At 63.9% G+C, this 15,057-nt stretch carries 15 protein-coding genes; 7 read left to right on the top strand and 8 right to left on the bottom strand.

The genetic code is table 11. From position 1 onward, the window contains the following. Positions 1-477: 477 nt before the first annotated feature. The 3 genes from IFJ75_RS14430 to IFJ75_RS14420 form a co-directional block, all read right to left on the bottom strand. Entirely contained in the window at positions 478-2,415 is a 1,938-nt protein-coding gene (locus tag IFJ75_RS14430) for a methyl-accepting chemotaxis protein (RefSeq protein ID WP_207868875.1), read from the bottom strand. Positions 2,416-2,816: 401 nt separating this feature from the next. Beyond that, positions 2,817-3,938, bottom strand: coding sequence for an amidohydrolase family protein (locus tag IFJ75_RS14425; RefSeq protein ID WP_207868874.1), 1,122 nt, complete (start codon positions 3,936-3,938; stop codon positions 2,817-2,819). Between the two features lie 185 nt (positions 3,939-4,123). Then, entirely contained in the window at positions 4,124-4,555 is a 432-nt protein-coding gene (locus IFJ75_RS14420) for a hypothetical protein (RefSeq protein ID WP_207868873.1), read from the bottom strand. 184 nt (positions 4,556-4,739) lie between these two features. On the opposite strand from IFJ75_RS14420, the gene IFJ75_RS14415 reads away from it, so the two are divergent. Beyond that, positions 4,740-5,168, top strand: a complete 429-nt coding sequence (locus IFJ75_RS14415) for an OmpA family protein (RefSeq protein WP_207868872.1) — start codon at positions 4,740-4,742, stop codon at positions 5,166-5,168. Positions 5,169-5,314: 146 nt separating this feature from the next. Here the strand turns inward: IFJ75_RS14415 and IFJ75_RS14410 are convergent, their stop codons facing one another. Continuing rightward, complete coding sequence (locus tag IFJ75_RS14410; RefSeq protein ID WP_207868871.1) at positions 5,315-5,734, bottom strand: hypothetical protein; 420 nt, start codon at positions 5,732-5,734, stop codon at positions 5,315-5,317. Positions 5,735-5,887: 153 nt separating this feature from the next. On the opposite strand from IFJ75_RS14410, the gene IFJ75_RS14405 reads away from it, so the two are divergent. Next, positions 5,888-6,301, top strand: a complete 414-nt coding sequence (locus IFJ75_RS14405) for a hypothetical protein (protein WP_207868870.1) — start codon at positions 5,888-5,890, stop codon at positions 6,299-6,301. 11 nt (positions 6,302-6,312) lie between these two features. Beyond that, the gene (locus IFJ75_RS14400) at positions 6,313-6,780 is read left to right on the top strand and encodes a hypothetical protein (RefSeq protein ID WP_207868869.1); all 468 of its coding nucleotides are present in this window, start codon (positions 6,313-6,315) and stop codon (positions 6,778-6,780) included. 11 nt (positions 6,781-6,791) lie between these two features. On the opposite strand, the gene IFJ75_RS14395 is transcribed toward IFJ75_RS14400, so the two are convergent. Continuing rightward, positions 6,792-7,226 (bottom strand): hypothetical protein, encoded by a 435-nt coding sequence (locus tag IFJ75_RS14395; RefSeq protein WP_207868868.1) that lies wholly within the window; start codon positions 7,224-7,226, stop codon positions 6,792-6,794. A gap of 387 nt (positions 7,227-7,613) precedes the next feature. Here IFJ75_RS14395 and IFJ75_RS14390 point away from each other — a divergent pair, with 387 nt between their 5' ends. Next, positions 7,614-8,069 carry a hypothetical protein gene (locus IFJ75_RS14390; protein WP_207868867.1) on the top strand — a complete coding sequence of 152 codons (456 nt, stop codon included), beginning with the start codon at positions 7,614-7,616 and terminating at the stop codon, positions 8,067-8,069. Between the two features lie 158 nt (positions 8,070-8,227). Then, the gene (locus IFJ75_RS14385) at positions 8,228-8,854 is read left to right on the top strand and encodes a tyrosine-type recombinase/integrase (protein WP_207868866.1); all 627 of its coding nucleotides are present in this window, start codon (positions 8,228-8,230) and stop codon (positions 8,852-8,854) included. 85 nt (positions 8,855-8,939) lie between these two features. Here IFJ75_RS14385 and IFJ75_RS14380 read toward each other — a convergent pair whose 3' ends face one another. Genes IFJ75_RS14380 through IFJ75_RS14370 form a run of 3 tightly spaced genes read right to left on the bottom strand, consistent with a single transcriptional unit; the run spans position 8,940 to position 11,091 of the window. Then, a complete protein-coding gene (locus IFJ75_RS14380; protein WP_207868865.1) occupies positions 8,940-9,374 on the bottom strand; it encodes a hypothetical protein in 435 nt (144 codons plus the stop codon). A gap of 17 nt (positions 9,375-9,391) precedes the next feature. After that, positions 9,392-10,660: a TadE/TadG family type IV pilus assembly protein gene (locus IFJ75_RS14375; protein WP_207868864.1), complete on the bottom strand. Its 1,269-nt coding sequence runs from the start codon at positions 10,658-10,660 to the stop codon at positions 9,392-9,394. Then, positions 10,657-11,091: a response regulator gene (locus IFJ75_RS14370; protein WP_207868863.1), complete on the bottom strand. Its 435-nt coding sequence runs from the start codon at positions 11,089-11,091 to the stop codon at positions 10,657-10,659. Before IFJ75_RS14370 ends, IFJ75_RS14375 begins: the two co-directional genes overlap by 4 nt. Before the next feature lie 171 nt (positions 11,092-11,262). On the opposite strand from IFJ75_RS14370, the gene IFJ75_RS14365 reads away from it, so the two are divergent. Together IFJ75_RS14365 and IFJ75_RS14360 are read left to right on the top strand one after the other, a co-directional pair. After that, on the top strand, positions 11,263-14,628 hold the full coding sequence (locus IFJ75_RS14365; protein WP_207868862.1) for an EAL domain-containing protein: 3,366 nt from the start codon (positions 11,263-11,265) through the stop codon (positions 14,626-14,628). Beyond that, positions 14,625-15,044: a response regulator gene (locus tag IFJ75_RS14360; protein WP_207868861.1), complete on the top strand. Its 420-nt coding sequence runs from the start codon at positions 14,625-14,627 to the stop codon at positions 15,042-15,044. The genes IFJ75_RS14365 and IFJ75_RS14360 overlap by 4 nt, the downstream gene beginning before the upstream one ends. Positions 15,045-15,057: the final 13 nt, after the last annotated feature.

The raw sequence follows: 15,057 nt of genomic DNA, 5'->3' as shown, positions 1-15,057 counted from the left end.
CAGTGTCGGCGGTCAGATGAGGTGGTGCGACGCACGCTCCGCCGCGGCATCAGCGTCGTCGGTTAAGATGTGGCGCACCTCAAACCGACGACGCTTCAGAGCCGCGCGTAGGGGAGCGGTCCAGCGCAGAGTGTATCCGGTCCGGTGTTGATCACGCGACGCACGGCTTGGTGGTCTGGACCTCTCTGAGAAAATTCGCTCTCGGGCTTTGGAAGGGATGTCTGCATGGGGCTCAAAGCGGCTGTTCGCAATGTCCGCTTGCGGCCATCCTGTCCGCCTTCGGCGACAGCTCAGACACGGCGTCGGATTCGGCGTTACGATCTCAGTCCTTCGTCACGCTGACGCTCCGGGAGGATGCCCCGAGCTATGGGCGTGATGCGTGCTGACCTTGCTCAAGCAGGCTGCTTACGGGCCGGCAAGAGCCACAGTTACCGAAGCGTCGTCGCTCATTATGTCGGGAGGTTATGATTACCGGGTTTAAAACTCCTCCCAGCCGTCGTGCACAGTCCGCAGTTGAGGCTTATGGGCTGCGCCGCCATGACCAACGGTGCGCAGTTGGGCGACAGGACGGTGGGCCGGAGTAGCGGACGGGCGCGTTGAAGTTTGCGGAGTGCGAGCCGGAGCCGCTGCCCCGCGCGCAGACGAGGCCGGCGAGCCGATCTTGAAGCGCGCGACCGATCCGGCCAGGCTTTCAGCCTCCTGCGACAGCGAGTGGCTGGCGGCGGTCGACTGCTCGACCATGGCGGCGTTCTGTTGCGTGACCTGGTCCATCTGGTTGACGGCGGTGTTGACCTGCTGGAGGCCGGTCGCTTGTTCCTGGGCCGAGGCTGCGATCTCGGAAACCAGGCCGTCGATTTCGGCGACGCGGCCGACGATGCGCTGCAGGGCCTCGCCGGTCTGGCCGACCAGATTGACGCCGGCGTTGACCTGGGTGGTCGAGGCCGAGATCAGCACCTTGATCTCCTTGGCGGCTTCGGCCGAGCGCTGGGCCAGGGCCCGGACTTCCGAGGCCACGACCGCGAAGCCGCGACCGGCGTCACCGGCGCGCGCCGCCTCGACGCCCGCGTTCAGGGCCAGAAGGTTGGTCTGGAAGGCGATCTCGTCGATCACGCCGATAATCTGGCTGATCTCCTGGGCCGACTTCTCGATGGCGCCCATGGCCGAGACGGCGTCGCGCACAACGTTGCCCGAGGTCTCGGCGTCGCCCTTGGCGGCCTGGACCGTGTCCGAAGCCTGACGCGCGCCCGAGGCGGTGCGATTGACGGTCGCGGTGATCTCGTCCAGCGCGGCGGCGGTCTCTTCCAGGGAGGCGGCCTGTTGCTCGGTGCGGCGCGACAGGTCGTCGGCAGCCTGGCTGATCTCGCCCGAGCCGGAGCGGATGGCCGCGACATTGGTGACGACCACGGACATGGCGTCCTGCAGCTGCGCGATCGCCGCGTTGAAGTCGGTCTTCAGCTTCGCGTATTCCGCAGGGAAGGGCTGTGTCAGGGTGTAAGTGAGGTCGCCCCGCATGAGGTGATCCAGCCCCTCGCCAAGAGCCGAGACGACGGCGGCCTGTTCGCGCGCCGCCGCTTCCGCCGCGCGCTGGTGTCGTGCGCGCTCCTCGTCTGTCTGACCGCGCAGGGCGGCGCCCTCGGCTTCCAGTCGCGTCTTTTCGATCGCCGCATCCCGGAACGCCAAGACAGCCCGGCCCATCTCACCAAACTCATCCCTGCGGCCGCTCTCAGCCACCTCGAAAGCGGTGTCTCCGCTGATCAATCGACGCATGTGGCCGACCAGAGTGGCGACGGTGCCGCCGATAGCGCGAGCCAGAAGCATGGCCATCGCGGCGGCCATGGCCAAGGCTACCAGTCCCCCGACGATAAGGCCCATCACGGCGGCCTTCACGCTGGCGTTTAGGTCGTCAACGCGGCCATCGTTCTTCTGGTCCAGCAACGCTGTGATGGCCTCGGCTGACTCGCGTGATGCCTTCAATCGGCCCTCCAGCGTCATGGCGGCTGCCTGTTCCAGGGTCTGTGGATTGTCGGCCAGATTCATCTGGCGTTCGAACTGGCTCTGTACGGCGTCGAGCTTGATCGAAAGGTCCTCGATCCCAGCCTTCACATCCGGTGAAATCGCCGTTTCGCGGGCGGTTTTGAGAGCCGCATCCATAGTCGCGCGTTCACCCGCGAACGCCGCCCGGAAGCTCAGATCGCGCGTCAGCACATATCCGCGGACGGCCGCCTGCTGCGCGACTGCTGCAGACCACATGTCGTCGACCGCAGTTGCTGTTTCTTCGCCGCGGATGGCCTGATGGCTTTTCGCATCCACCGTCCTGAGGTTCATGAAGACGACGACGGTCATGACGGCGATCGTCAGGAGAATCGCACCGAAGGCGATCAGCAGCTTGTGCAGGACCTTGATATGTCTGAGCATCGGATAAACTTTACGGGCTGTGGGAGCGAGCGCCCTAACCTTGGCGTGTGTCCTTCCTAAAAATCGTTAACAATGGGGGTGTTCGACGCTCTATCGGAGCTTCGCGCGGCCGATGCGCTTATCGAGAGTCCGCGGATCGAGATAAAAACATCGCCGCCGGCGAAGCCTTCAACACCCCCTGTCCGCCTCGCATAGCGTGGTTGAGGATGGTTCAACCTAGTGAGGTTCTTGGGGGATGACTGACGAAATGCAGCCGCTTTGGCCGCCCACGGTGAGTGGCTTTGAGCTTCCTGCCACCGCCGACCTTGAAATCGTCTCAAAGCTGGCTTTCAGCCGCAGCTACAATGTCCGGTGTTGGCGCAGGCCCAGAGTCGCAGTTTGCGCCATTAGTGCCGGGGGGCTTACGCTTGCGTGATCCTGAACAGCCGCTCGGCATTGGCGTGGCAGATGCTGGCGCGCTGCGCCGGCGTGAGGGCTGCCTGATCAATGAAGGCCGCAGCGTCTACCGAGGACTCGAACGGGTAGTCGATGGCCCACATCACATTATCGATCCCTGCACGATCGATCACGAGGTTGAGGGCTGCTTCATCCTCGAAGCCGCTTGTGGTGACGGCGAAGTTCCTTCGAAAATATTCGCTGGGCGTGAGCGAAGTGGGGGTCAGTCTGCCGTCCCTCGCACGCCGCCGATACATGTGGTCCAGCCTCCACATCCAGAAAGGAAGCGCCTCACCCATGTGTCCGAGCACGATGCGCAGCTTGGGAAAGCGGTCGAATGTGCCGCTCAAAATGAGCCGAACGGCGTGAGTTCCCGCCTCCATGCCGAAGCCCCAGATGGATCCGCCCAGCCCATATTCCCGGAATGGACCGGCCATGCCGTTCGAGGGTGCCCTCGGGTGAAGATAGATCGGTCGGTCCAGCGCCTCCGCCGCTTCGAGGATCGGTGAAAAGCGCGGGTCGTCGAGATAAAGGTCGTCGGTGTGCGAGTTGACGATGAACCCGTTGAGCTTGAGTTCGGTGACAGCGCGTTCCATCTCGCGGGCGGCCCCTCGCAACGACTGGGGAGCGAAACAGGCCAACCCCGCGAAACGCGTCGGATGTTTCGCGATCGCGGCGGCAAGGTGATCGTTCGTCGCGATCGCCAGGGCGTCCGCCCGGTCAGGGGCGAACATCTGGACCCCAGGTATGGTAACAGACAGAAGCTGGACGTCGACACCGGCAGCATCCATTTCCTGCAAGCGTTCGGTTTCGACATCGAGCAGCTGCCGTCGAAAACGATCCTGGTTCGACCCCGGCGCGGGATCGTTGAAGATCGACAGGATTCCCGTGGGGACATCGAGACTCGCCGCATGGCTGTTTTTCGCGACGTCCAGCCAGGCCGTCTGCAATTCTGTCGTGGCGAACGCTTCCTCAGTCGCGATCTTGCGGAAGCGGGGCGGAGGCCCGGCTATAGCCCGGCTGGCCATAGCTGATGCGGCAACGCCGGCCGATGCCGCTGCAAGTAGAGTTCGACGGTGGATGCTCACGCAGTACCCCTCAAGCTCAAGGTCGAAGGTGGAGCCTATCACCAAATGCAGGCAAGGCATGCCCTCACCGGCAGATGACTATGGGCAGGCAGTAGTCTAAAACGCTTTCAAGATTGGGGCTAACTCTGGCTTCTTGAGATTCGCTAGCGGCGGCGCTTAGCTCCTAAGCGCTAAGGCAAGATCGATCACGGAACGCGCTCGGCTTCGGCAGCCTGCGACATCTCGCCGAGCCAATCCCGGATCACTGCGGAGCACTGTGATGCGTTCAGGGGCTCGGAGCCGTATCGTACGACGCCTCGGTCAAACTCTTCCAAACCTTCTTGTATGACCTCCCGTCCAACGACGGTATCGGCGAGAACGCTGTCGTCCCACCACGTCTTCCAGTGTTCGATCTGATCAGCGCGCAAATGCGTATGGCAGCGCCCCATAAGGTGCATGCCTTCGCCCCAGAGCAGGACTTCAATGAAAACCTGCTCGCTGAGCCCTTCCGCTTCGAACCGGTCTAGGTAAGCGGCCCGGTCCTGCCGACTGGCTTCTGCTACTGCAGGCCCGCTGGCCGAAACGAGAAGAGCGAACCCGTAGACGATCTTGAGCACCGCCTTGCCCACGCGCTTCATTTCACTCTCCGGTATCAGTTTAAGGTCTTCGCTCCCGCAGGGACGGCCGCGCAGTCGGATTCGCCGGCGACTTGTCGCCGACGAGACAAGGGTCAAAGCAAAGAATCCTGCCCGTCAAGCCTTGCGTCCTGGTTGGATCAGAGATGGTATGTCGTAAGATGCAAGTCAGGCTCCAGGGGGAAAGATGAAATCGCTTCTGCTCGCGCTCGCCATCGTAGTGACGGCGTCATCGCCAGTTGTGGCTACGCAGAGCCCGGACCGGGTCATCGTCCAGTTCGCGTCAGACAGTGACGAAGTTCCGGCCGCTAGCCTCGCAGAGCTCGCGCGCTTTGCGCGTGCGCATCCAGACCGGGATTTCTCGATCGAAGGCCACGCCATCCTGAGCGAGTCGGACAACAGTCCGAACTACGCGATCGGTCTGTCACACCGACGGGCAAACCGTGTTCGCGCAGCGATCTGGAATGATGATTTCGAGCGCTGGCAGCTGTCGAGGTCACGCACGATGATCGTGTCAGCCTATGGCGCAAGCCGACCCCTCGCCGGGGCGGCGCCGACTGACGGACGTAATCGCCGCGTTGAAGTTATGATCACCGAATCGGCGACGGGCCGGTAGCTTGCGCTCCGCAGCGGTCGAGGGGCTATCGGGCGCCGGCGCTGGCCCGGCGGGGTAGCCGTAGCCTCACACAATGGCGAATCCGCGTGTTGGCGTCCGTCAGCGGTCAGGCTCCCTTGGGTTTGGGCAATCGGGCGGTCAGACGCCTAGGGCGATTCTAACGCGCTCAGGAAATCGATAAGGTCCGAGCTATTGGTCGCTTCGAGTCTGAAGTCGTGGGCCTGATCCCGTGGCAGGGCGTCGAAGCGTGTCCGTATTGAATGTGCATGCCCACCACTGGTCAGCGTCACGGTCGCCGAGCAAATGACCTGAATCCGGTCCGGATGTTCGAAATCGAAGCGTTGATCGGAGAAGGCTACATCCATCGCATCGCGCTGGGCGGCGCTGAATTTCCAGGTCGGAAGAAGGCCCTTCACCACAACACTGGCGCGCATCCACACCTCGGGGTGGGAGCAGAACCGTGCATCCTCCTGGTCCAGCAGTTCACGCGCGGACTGGGCGTTCACAGGGTGCGCGAGAAGGGCGACGTACAAGCCGGCGGCAGTTGCGGTGAGGATGCGGTTCATAGGAAGTCCCGGAGTTGATCACCTCAAGATTACGGGGAGGCGATGGACAATCAAGCTTGGCAACCCCCTTGCCATGACGCTCGTCGTCAGATGTGATCAGGGGTGCCAGCCTAGGCTGAGAGAGATAATCGGGTGCTGCAGGGAGTGATGACAATGAAGGTCGCGACCGGTCTCATCATTTGCGCGGCGCTAGCTGCCCCGGATGTCGCAAACGCCTGTCGGCGATCGCCCGACCCCGGGACGCTCATGTCGCGTGACTACGCGACTGTCGCGATCGTAAGAATCGAGGAAGTTGTTCCGACAACGCTGTCCAGGCCAGAACTTGAGTGGCGGGCGATGGCGTCCCGGGTGAGTGTGGTGGCAGGAGCTGAACCCGCCCTGAACCTGCAACTCGGGCATGCGGAAATCCCGAACTGCCGGGAACGCCGACCGGCTCCACGCACCGGCGAGTACTGGGTTGCGTACATTGAGGGTATCGGCGGCCCGGACAGCGTCGTTTACAACGCCTGGCCGCTCGATTTCGCCCGGAGTCTCGATCCGAGATTTAGCGGCACGCCGACGCGGTAAGGGAATCGGGCATGACTGTATACGCTTCCATCATCGGCGCATTTGCGGTGCAACTGGGACCGCCGCCGCCCCTGATCTCGGTTGTCGAGCTTGCCGACCAGAGTGCTTCGGCGGAAAGCCGCGCCGCTACGGAGTTGATCATCGGGAAGTTGCAGCCCGGTTACGTCCGGCTCCGACGCAGTGAGGTGCCAGCCGCGGCGCTAGAGGCCTGTCGCACGGACCCGGCAGCCGCGGCGTCCTGCTTGTCGGAAGCGTTGAGCCAAGCTGGTGCGGGTTCGGGACATGTCGTGCTGATCACTCTTGAGCAGGAGGGGGACCTGCACTGGCTTTGCGTCGGCAGAAATGCTGGACCGTTCACGGCATCGCGCCAATCCGTATCGCTTGGACCATTGACGGATCTGTATGCCGACGGCGAGAGCGAAGTTCTCCATAGGGCAGCGGCATGCCTCACCTATGCCGGCAATCAGAGCGGCTGGTAGGCTTTGACGCTTCATTGGCGGCGCGGCAGGACTGTGCTGCTGTCGCAGTGGTCACCGGGTCGCCGCAGACGACCCGTCACAAGCATGTCGGCCTCTGGAGCTTCGTCGGGGAAGACATTGGCGAACATGGGCGCGTTCGATCCATCTCGCCGGTCTTCCACGCGCCACCGACCGATCACCCCTGCCTGATCGGAGGTAATTCGCAGCGTGTAGGCGCGAGACTCGCCGCTCGACGACGGCTCGCCGGCGGCTTTGAAGAACGCTCCGGTTTCAGCCCCCCCTCGCTCGTCGGAGATGCGGGCGACGACCTGTCCCGCAGGATCGATAACCTCCAGCACAGCGTTGAAGTCCGGCGACGAGACGCTCAGCCAGATTTGCTGAGCCGGGGCGAGGCTCGTCCCGCTGGTGTGAGACCACCACCCCGCCTGGTCGAGTCGATCGTGCAATCTGAGCCAAGCACGCCCCGCAGACCCGTGCCTGCCGCCAACGGGGGAGGTCGTCCCGGCATGGTCGGGGGGAGGGGAGGCGGTCCTGTGCTGAAAGCACCAGACCGACGTAAACGGCAAGCTGGATCATGGCGACACCATGAGGTTGAGAGCTCTACGGTCTGGCTGGACAGTCGGGCAACCGTGTTCGCCAAGGTCTGGAAATGGATAGTGTCGCCTGCCCGAGCTCAATGTCCAGTCGCGGGCTGTCATAGACTGGTCGGCTCTTGGCTGGGTGCTTCCTGGATTGACCGCCTGGGAGGATGAAGCGGACCATTGTCCCGATGCCCCCTTGCTCCCGACTGGCATCTCACCGGGTCGCATTCCATCTTCAAGAGCCAGTGAAGGATGACGTCGATGATCTCCGGTCTTCTGGCGCGCTTTAGCGGTGGCCGTGCGACACGAGGAGCTCTGTCGGTGGCCACGTCGGCGACGTCACACGGCCATCTCAGGATGGAGGTCGCCTATGCCTGCGCCGATCAGGATGAGCCGGTCATACTGGAAATCATTGTCCGAAAGCCCAGGCGGGTCGTCGCTGTCTGCGAGTCGCTGAGGAGCTGGACGATTAACGAAGAGCTTGGATGGAAGGTTGTCGCCAAGGCGGACATGGACCGGGCCCGGCGGGCCAAGGCGCCCATGGTGCTGGACAGGCCTTTGGGCCAGGCGACAACAACGGCATATCTGGCCGATTTTGGCGAGGGGTACCGATACAGCGTGTCTTCGGGCGAAGTGACTTTGCGGGTTATCGACGCGACGTCCGGCCGGTGCCTGCTATCCCGGCGGATGACAATCGAGCCAGCGTAGCGAGCCTCTGCATCCGTCTGTTGAGCCGAGTTCAGAGTCTTAAAAGCCGATACCCTACGGATGTCTGCTTCGGGGCGGCGGGCCATTGTCAGTTCATGGCGCGTTTCGGGCTCGATAGGAGTATGATGGACTAGGGGTCTTGTCCTGAGGAGATGGCCATGGGCCAGCTCGATCTTTTCCGCTCACCTCGCGCCCCTTGGAACGTCGGTCGGATGATCGGCGCGAAGGCACCGCTCAAGCCCAAGCATATCTGGGCAATCCGCTATCATCTGAAAATTCGCGGAGCGGTGCGAGATCTTGCGATGTTCAACATCGCGCTGGATGCCAAGCTCCGCGGCTGCGATCTCGTGAAGCTGCGTCTGTCCGACGTCATCCACGGCGGTGAAATCCGCCAGCGGTCCGTCGTTGTCCAACAGAAGACGGGCAGACCAGTGCCCTTCGAGATTACAGAGCCGGCGCGCGAGGCGCTTCGAGCTTGGCTTGAACAGCGCGGAGCTCGCTCCAATGATTGGCTGTTCCCGAGCCGGAGCCGGGACGGGAGCCACATCGGGACACGGCAATACGCGCGTCTAGTTGATCAATGGGTCCAGGCCATATCGTTGGACCCTGCAGGATACGGAACTCACAGTCTGCGCCGTACCAAGGTGGCCCTGATCTACAAAAAGACCGGGAACCTGCGCGCAAGTCAGTTGCTGCTCGGCCACGGCAAACTCGAGAGCACCGTGCGGTACTTGGGCATCGAAGTGGATGATGCACTCGAGATTTCTGAGCAGATCGACCTCTGACGTCAGACGCCTAACGGATGTTGGAGGCCGAGAAGGTCGGAAGTGGCCGGCTCCTAGTTTTAGACCCCTGCAGGTTTCCGAGGACTCACGGTTTCGGAGACTTGGCTGACGATTGGTCGACGGGAGAGGCTATAGCTCTCCGGTCTCCGCTGCGCCGGTCGGCCTGCCTCATGCCGCCGTTGCCCATCATGAGTTCAAGACGTATTTCGATGAGCCGCTGCTCGAGACTTCCGAGCATCAGGGCGAAGAGGGAAGTCACAACAGCAGCCGCGCTCACCGCCAGGGCCATCCAAGGGATTTGGGTCGAAACGAGGATCGTCGCCAGAAAGACGATTGCGAAGATCGCGAACGACATGCCGGTCGCCCAGGCGCCGTAGGCCTTCATCATCGAGCGCCGTGGCGCCGCCTTGTTGATACGGCCGCCGACCCGGCGTTCCTTGCCGCGTCGCTCCGACCGGGCTCGCCGGTCGTTCGGGGACCGTTCGGCCGCCTCGAGGACTCGTTCAGCTTCCAGCGCCATGGCTCTTCTCCTTGGTCCTATTGGACAAGTTGTGATCCGCCATCGCGCGGACCCACGCCGGTCGGGACCGGCACATCGGTGGACGCATAGTTGGCGTTGATAATGAGAGACGGCGCGCCCTTGAGCTGGAGGGATCTCGCCACGATGACTGTCCAGGCGCTGTCGCGCGCGATGTCGGCCTTGCCGCCTTCGACGATCAACTGGGCGTCCGGGACATAGATGACGCCGAGCAGGCTCTCGACGTGATCGCTCGATATCCCGAAGTCCTGGGTATTGCCGCGCGCGGCGACCATGACCATGCCCGCCCAGGCGCCGCGTTTGCGGCCGTCCAGATTGACGGTGGAGTGGTCCTTGAAGTCGAAATTCGACTTCTTGTCGAAGAAGAGGACGACATCATTTCCTTCAAGGCGGGAGTTTCCCTTCATCTCGAGCTTGCCCTCCAGAAACCAGTGCTCCCCAGGGTCGAGCACGAGCACCGAGTCTCCCGCCATCTTGAACTGTCCGCAGTGCACGCCGGGGGCGAGGTGGAAGGTGCCTGTCAGGACGTCCGGGACCGCAATGTCCACCAACGGACAGGGAGACTGCTCCTTGAGGCTCAGTGTCTTGAACGGGTCGTCGATCGGTCGGGCGCCCGTGCCCGGATCCGGCGAAATTATCCCCCGCGCGGAGGTGACGGCCTGGACCTGGTAGGCTTCCAGGCTCCCGCCCTCGACAAGGATGTCGCGGTTTGAGTGAACCAGGCATTTGGGGGCGGAGATTCGTCCCGTGTCCTTGATGTTGAGAAGCTTCGATCCGGCATCCCCACTGACGAGGACGCAAAGCGGCGTGAGGCCGACGGCGACCGCGCGCGCCTGGGCCTCATAGTTCCAGCCGCCGGGCGGAAGCATATTGGCGAAGAAGGAGGGATTGTGACCCTTGAGCACGACCTGGATGACTCTTTGCCCATCGCGCGAGAAGACCGTTACATCCGACTGGATCTCCGGCGCGCCGTCCCATTCCGCCACATGTCCGCGCACAAAGGCGTCGGCGCGCTCAATCGCGGCCTTTTCGTTGATGGCGAGGCCGAGTTCGTTGGCTCCGGCCAAGGCGGCGGTGTCGGCGACGTCCTGCAGCCTGACCCGACTGGACTGCACATGGGCGAGATCGATGGCGCCGACCGAAAGAAGGATCACCGCCGGTCCGCACAGGGCGAACATCAGCGCGATGTTGCCCCGTTCGTCGGTGTGGAAGGCTCCAAGCCGCTGCTGGAGCCAGGTCAGGGCGCCTCGCGCAAGACCTCGCCTCACCGTGGGACGGCCAGACGTAGCGCAGCCTCGGCGCGCGCGGCCCGCAAGGTGAAGCGCAGCTGGTAGGACAGGAGGCGCCAGTTCAGGGGTTTGGTGACGAAGGCCGTGGCGCCGGCCCGGAAGGCGCGGTCGATCGCCTCCACATCCTCGCGGCCCGTCTCGACGACGATGGGGAGATGAGCCGTGGCGGGATCGGCGCGCAGATGGGCGAGGAGCTCGAAGCCGTCCATGCGGGGCATGTCAAGATCGACGAGCAGGAGATCGTAGCGGTGGCGCGAGAGAGCCTCCAGCGCTTCTACGCCGTCGGCCGCGACATCGACATCGGCTGCGGCGGAGGCGAGGTTCACCTGGGCGAACTCCCTCAGGATCGGGTCGTCATCGACGAACAGAAGTCGTGCCTCGTCGTCGAGGACATAGAAGAAGCTACTCATCAGAACATCCCGAGGCAGCAGCCTCTCCAGTCCCCCGACTAGACGCTCACCTTAAGGGTCGGGTCATTAACATCGCGTATAACCAAAGCAGTACAGTGACTTGGGAGCGCTTGAGTGTACGCAAGCCGACTTATTGCTCGAGGCGGCATCGCGCGAAAGCTGACCGGCTTGGTGCTGGCCTCTTTGCTGGCGTCTTTTCTGGTGACGGCGACGGTGTCGACCTGGATCGACCTTCGCCGACAGACGGCTCTGGAGACCAATCGTCTGACCCAGACGGCGCGCGTCATCGGCTCTCTTGCCTCCGATGCCGTGGCTGCCGACGATCGGACAGAGAGCTTCAAGGCCATTCGTTCCGTCGCGCAGATGCCCGGCATCACCTATGCGAGGCTGCGGTCCAGTCGGTCAGGTCTGCTGGCGGAAACAGGCGCCGGCGCCCGGCTCATTTCGGATGCGACCGTCGATGGCGCAGAGGGAAAGCTCTCGATCTGGTCCGTTCTGAGTACGGGATCCATTCAGGTCACGGCTCCGGTCATGAGCGAAGGCGAGACGGTTGGAACCATCACAATCTTCAGCCGGACGCCCGAGCTGCGGGGACGCGTTCTCTCGACGATCTGGACCACATTGGCCGGGGCTTTGGTCGCCGTCGTCGCGGGGCTGATTGTCGCCCAGCGGATGGCTCGCAAGATCAGCGCGCCGATCGTCGCCTTGGCCGGCCTGGTCCGTCGGGTCGATGAGACCCGGGATTTCTCAGCCAAGATCGACATCGAGGCGGACGGCGAGGTCGCGGATCTGGTCGCCGGCGTCGATACCTTCCTGGCGGGCATTCGCGAGCGGGACGCGCGTATCGCGGCGCAGGTGGAGGGACTTGAGATCGAGGTCGCCGCGCGCACTGAGGAGCTGGTCGTGGCGCGTGACGCGGCCGAGCAGGCCAATGCCGCCAAGTCAGATTTCCTGGCGGTGATGAGCCACGAGATCCGCACTCCGTTGAACGGCATTCTCGCGCTTAGCGACATGCTGGCGACCTCCGATCTGCCCCAACGCCAGCAGCGATACGCTGACGTCATTGCCAAATCGGGCAGGTCGTTGCTCAGCATCATCAACGACATCCTCGACTTTTCGAAGGTCGAGGCTGGCAAGATGGATCTGGAGACGGTCGAGGTCGATCTGGCGGAAGCCGCGGAGGATGTGGCGAGCCTGTTCTCCGAAAAGGCCGCCAGCAAGGGGCTCGACCTCGCCGTCTTTGTGGATCCCCGTCTGCCCTTGGTCCTCGCCGATCCGACCCGCCTGCGGCAGGTCATCGGGAATCTGGTCAACAACGCGATCAAATTCACCGACGCGGGGGGCGTGCTCATCGCCATCGACCGCGACCCGGACGGAGGCGATCATGTGCGCGTCTCGGTTCAGGATACGGGGCCCGGGATTGCGGAGGACAAACTGCCCACGCTGTTCGAGGCCTTCGCCCAGGCGGACCAGAGCACAACCCGCACCCATGGCGGCACGGGCCTCGGCCTGGCCATCTGCGATCGTCTCGTCCGCTCAATGGGCGGTGTCTGGGCCTTGTCCAGCACTGTCGGCGAGGGATCGACCTTCGCCTTCAGCGCTCCGTTCGAACGGGCGGGGCCTGTGATCGAAGCCTCTGCGGTCGCCCTCGGAGGGAACATCATCGTTCGCGGCCTTGCGGGCCAGACCCGGGCCGCCGTACTGCGCTATCTCTGCGCATGGGGCGTCGGGGCAAACGGGGTCGAAGATGGGGCCGCGATCGTGGGGGCCGGCGCGCCGGTTCCCGCGTTCGGGGTGACGATCTGCGACAGCGAAGACGCCGCGGAAGACATCGTGAAGACCGCGGCGGACGCCTGCGTCCTGGTCAAACCTGTCCGGCGCGCGGATCTGAGCGAGGTCGTCGGCCAGATGCGCGACGGCGTCCGACCTCGGTTGACCCACAGGTCGGGTCAGCCCCGCGCCGGAACGACCTTCCCGGGCGTCCGCGTCCTGGTCGTCGACGATTCCGACGTGAACCGGGAAGTCGCCGTCGAGGCGCTGTCGCGACTGGGGGTGGAGACCTTCACGGCTGAAGACGGACGCCAGGCGGTCGAACGGCTGCGCAAACAGACCTTCGATCTCGTGCTCATGGACGGTTCGATGCCTGTCATGGACGGCTTCGAGGCGACCCGGGCGATCCGCGCCGAGGAGGCGGTCACGCAAAGACCCCGCGCCGCCATCGTCGCCCTGACGGCCCATGTGGTCGGATCGGGCGCCGACGCTTGGAAGGCGTCGGGTATGGACGGTGTCGTGCACAAGCCCTTCACACTTGAGGATCTGGTCCGCACCCTCGGGCGGTTCTGCGCCGACCGCGCCGTGGTCGAGGCCGATCAGCCGAGGGTCGCCGTCCTCGCGCCGCCTTCGGCGACCGACGCGGGCCAGGACGACGTGCGGACCGATCTTTTCGATCCTGTGGTTCGGGGCGAACTGCTGGCCATGGGCCGGAACGGACGCGCGGACTTCGTTCAACGGGTCCATGGCCTCTATGCCGCCAATGCGCCCCTGCGTCTGGCCGAGATCGTTGAGAGCGCAAACAACGTCGATCGGGACGGCCTGGCGCGGGCCGCCCATGCGCTGAAATCCATGAGTCTCAGCCTCGGCGCCGCCGCCGTGGCGCGCGAGACCTCCCGGATCGAGACCGCGGCGCGGTCGGGCGAGGCGATCCCGGCGATTGGCGTGGACGACATTCAGTCCCTCGTCTCGCTCACCCTGGCCGAGATGGAGGGCGCGGGCCCGGCTCCGGCCGCAGCCCTGACCGCCGAGGAGGAACTGGCGGCGGGCATCGAGCGCGGGGAACTGCATCTGGTCTACCAGCCGCTGGTCGATAGGCGAGGCCAGCTCTCCGGCAAGGTCGAAGCCTTGATTCGCTGGATCCACCCGCGACAAGGGCGTCTGAACCCTGACGACTTCATACCCCGACTGGAATCCGAGGGCGGGATCGCTCGGCTCACCGATTTCGTCATGACCCGCGCTATGCAGGACCTTGGGGATCGGCCCGACGTCACGGTGTCGATAAACGCGTCCGCCTCAGAGTTCCAGGCTCCGGGCTTCGCTGATCGGGTCGCCGCCGCGGCCGCGGCTGCCCGCTTTGCGCCCCAACGGCTCGAGGTCGAGGTCACAGAGACTGCAATGCTGGACGTGCCGGCCGCAGGCCGGACCATCGACGCGCTCCGGGAGAAAGGGTTCGGTGTCGCCCTGGACGACTTCGGTGCGGGGTTCACCAGTTTGCACGCCCTCAGGGAACTGAAGTTCACCACACTCAAGGTCGACCGGAGCTTTGTCGAACGCTGCACCCATGACACGGCGTCTGCGGCGATCATCCACGCCGTGATCGGAGTAGGCCGGGCGCTAGGCATGAAGGTCGTCTGCGAAGGGATCGAGACGGCCGAACAGGCGGAGTTTCTGCGTATCGCCGGCGCCCACTATCTGCAGGGCTATCACTTCTACCGACCGCTCACACTGGACGCCCTGCCCGGGGCTGACGAGGAAGCCGCATGACTGAAACCGTTCCCTACTCGAGAGCGACGATCCTCATCACGGATGACGATCCGACGCTGCGCGCCATTGGGGCGGAGCTCCTCGCCTGTGAGGGCTACCGGGTTCTTGAGGCGCAAGATGGCGACGAAGCCCTTCGCCTGATCGAGGCCGCGCCCGTTGATCTGCTGATCCTCGACATGCTCATGCCGAACAAGGACGGGCTGGAAACCATCATGGAGCTGCGACGCCGCGGATCCGAGGTCCGGATCCTTGCGATCTCTAGTGGCGGGAGCATGGACATCAACACCCTGCTGCGATCCGCGATGGTGTTCGGCGCCGACCGAACCCTGTCCAAGCCCCTCCCTATCTCGACCTTCGCCGATACGATCGCCGATATGCTCCTGAAGCCAGCCGTCAAGAATGATATGTTCACGTGAAGAGGTCGCGGGA

The organism is Brevundimonas goettingensis (assembly GCF_017487405.1).
GTDB classification, from domain to species: Bacteria; Pseudomonadota; Alphaproteobacteria; order Caulobacterales; family Caulobacteraceae; genus Brevundimonas; species Brevundimonas goettingensis.
The sequence above is the reverse complement of the archived record's forward strand: the minus strand, read 5'-3'. Positions and strand labels throughout refer to the sequence as shown.

Bases quoted from the DNA above. Each gene is read 5' to 3' on its own strand.
- IFJ75_RS14420 (WP_207868873.1), bottom strand. From the start codon at position 4,555: ATGAAGCGCGTGGGCAAGGCGGTGCTCAAGATCGTCTACGGGTTCGCT.
- IFJ75_RS14410 (WP_207868871.1), bottom strand. From the start codon at position 5,734: ATGAACCGCATCCTCACCGCAACTGCCGCCGGCTTGTACGTCGCCCTT.
- IFJ75_RS14370 (WP_207868863.1), bottom strand. From the start codon at position 11,091: ATGAGTAGCTTCTTCTATGTCCTCGACGACGAGGCACGACTTCTGTTC.
- IFJ75_RS14415 (WP_207868872.1), top strand. From the start codon at position 4,740: ATGAAATCGCTTCTGCTCGCGCTCGCCATCGTAGTGACGGCGTCATCG.
- IFJ75_RS14380 (WP_207868865.1), bottom strand. From the start codon at position 9,374: ATGGCGCTGGAAGCTGAACGAGTCCTCGAGGCGGCCGAACGGTCCCCG.
- IFJ75_RS14360 (WP_207868861.1), top strand. From the start codon at position 14,625: ATGACTGAAACCGTTCCCTACTCGAGAGCGACGATCCTCATCACGGAT.
- IFJ75_RS14390 (WP_207868867.1), top strand. From the start codon at position 7,614: ATGACGTCGATGATCTCCGGTCTTCTGGCGCGCTTTAGCGGTGGCCGT.
- IFJ75_RS14385 (WP_207868866.1), top strand. From the start codon at position 8,228: ATGGGCCAGCTCGATCTTTTCCGCTCACCTCGCGCCCCTTGGAACGTC.
- IFJ75_RS14405 (WP_207868870.1), top strand. From the start codon at position 5,888: ATGAAGGTCGCGACCGGTCTCATCATTTGCGCGGCGCTAGCTGCCCCG.
- IFJ75_RS14430 (WP_207868875.1), bottom strand. From the start codon at position 2,415: ATGCTCAGACATATCAAGGTCCTGCACAAGCTGCTGATCGCCTTCGGT.
- IFJ75_RS14400 (WP_207868869.1), top strand. From the start codon at position 6,313: ATGACTGTATACGCTTCCATCATCGGCGCATTTGCGGTGCAACTGGGA.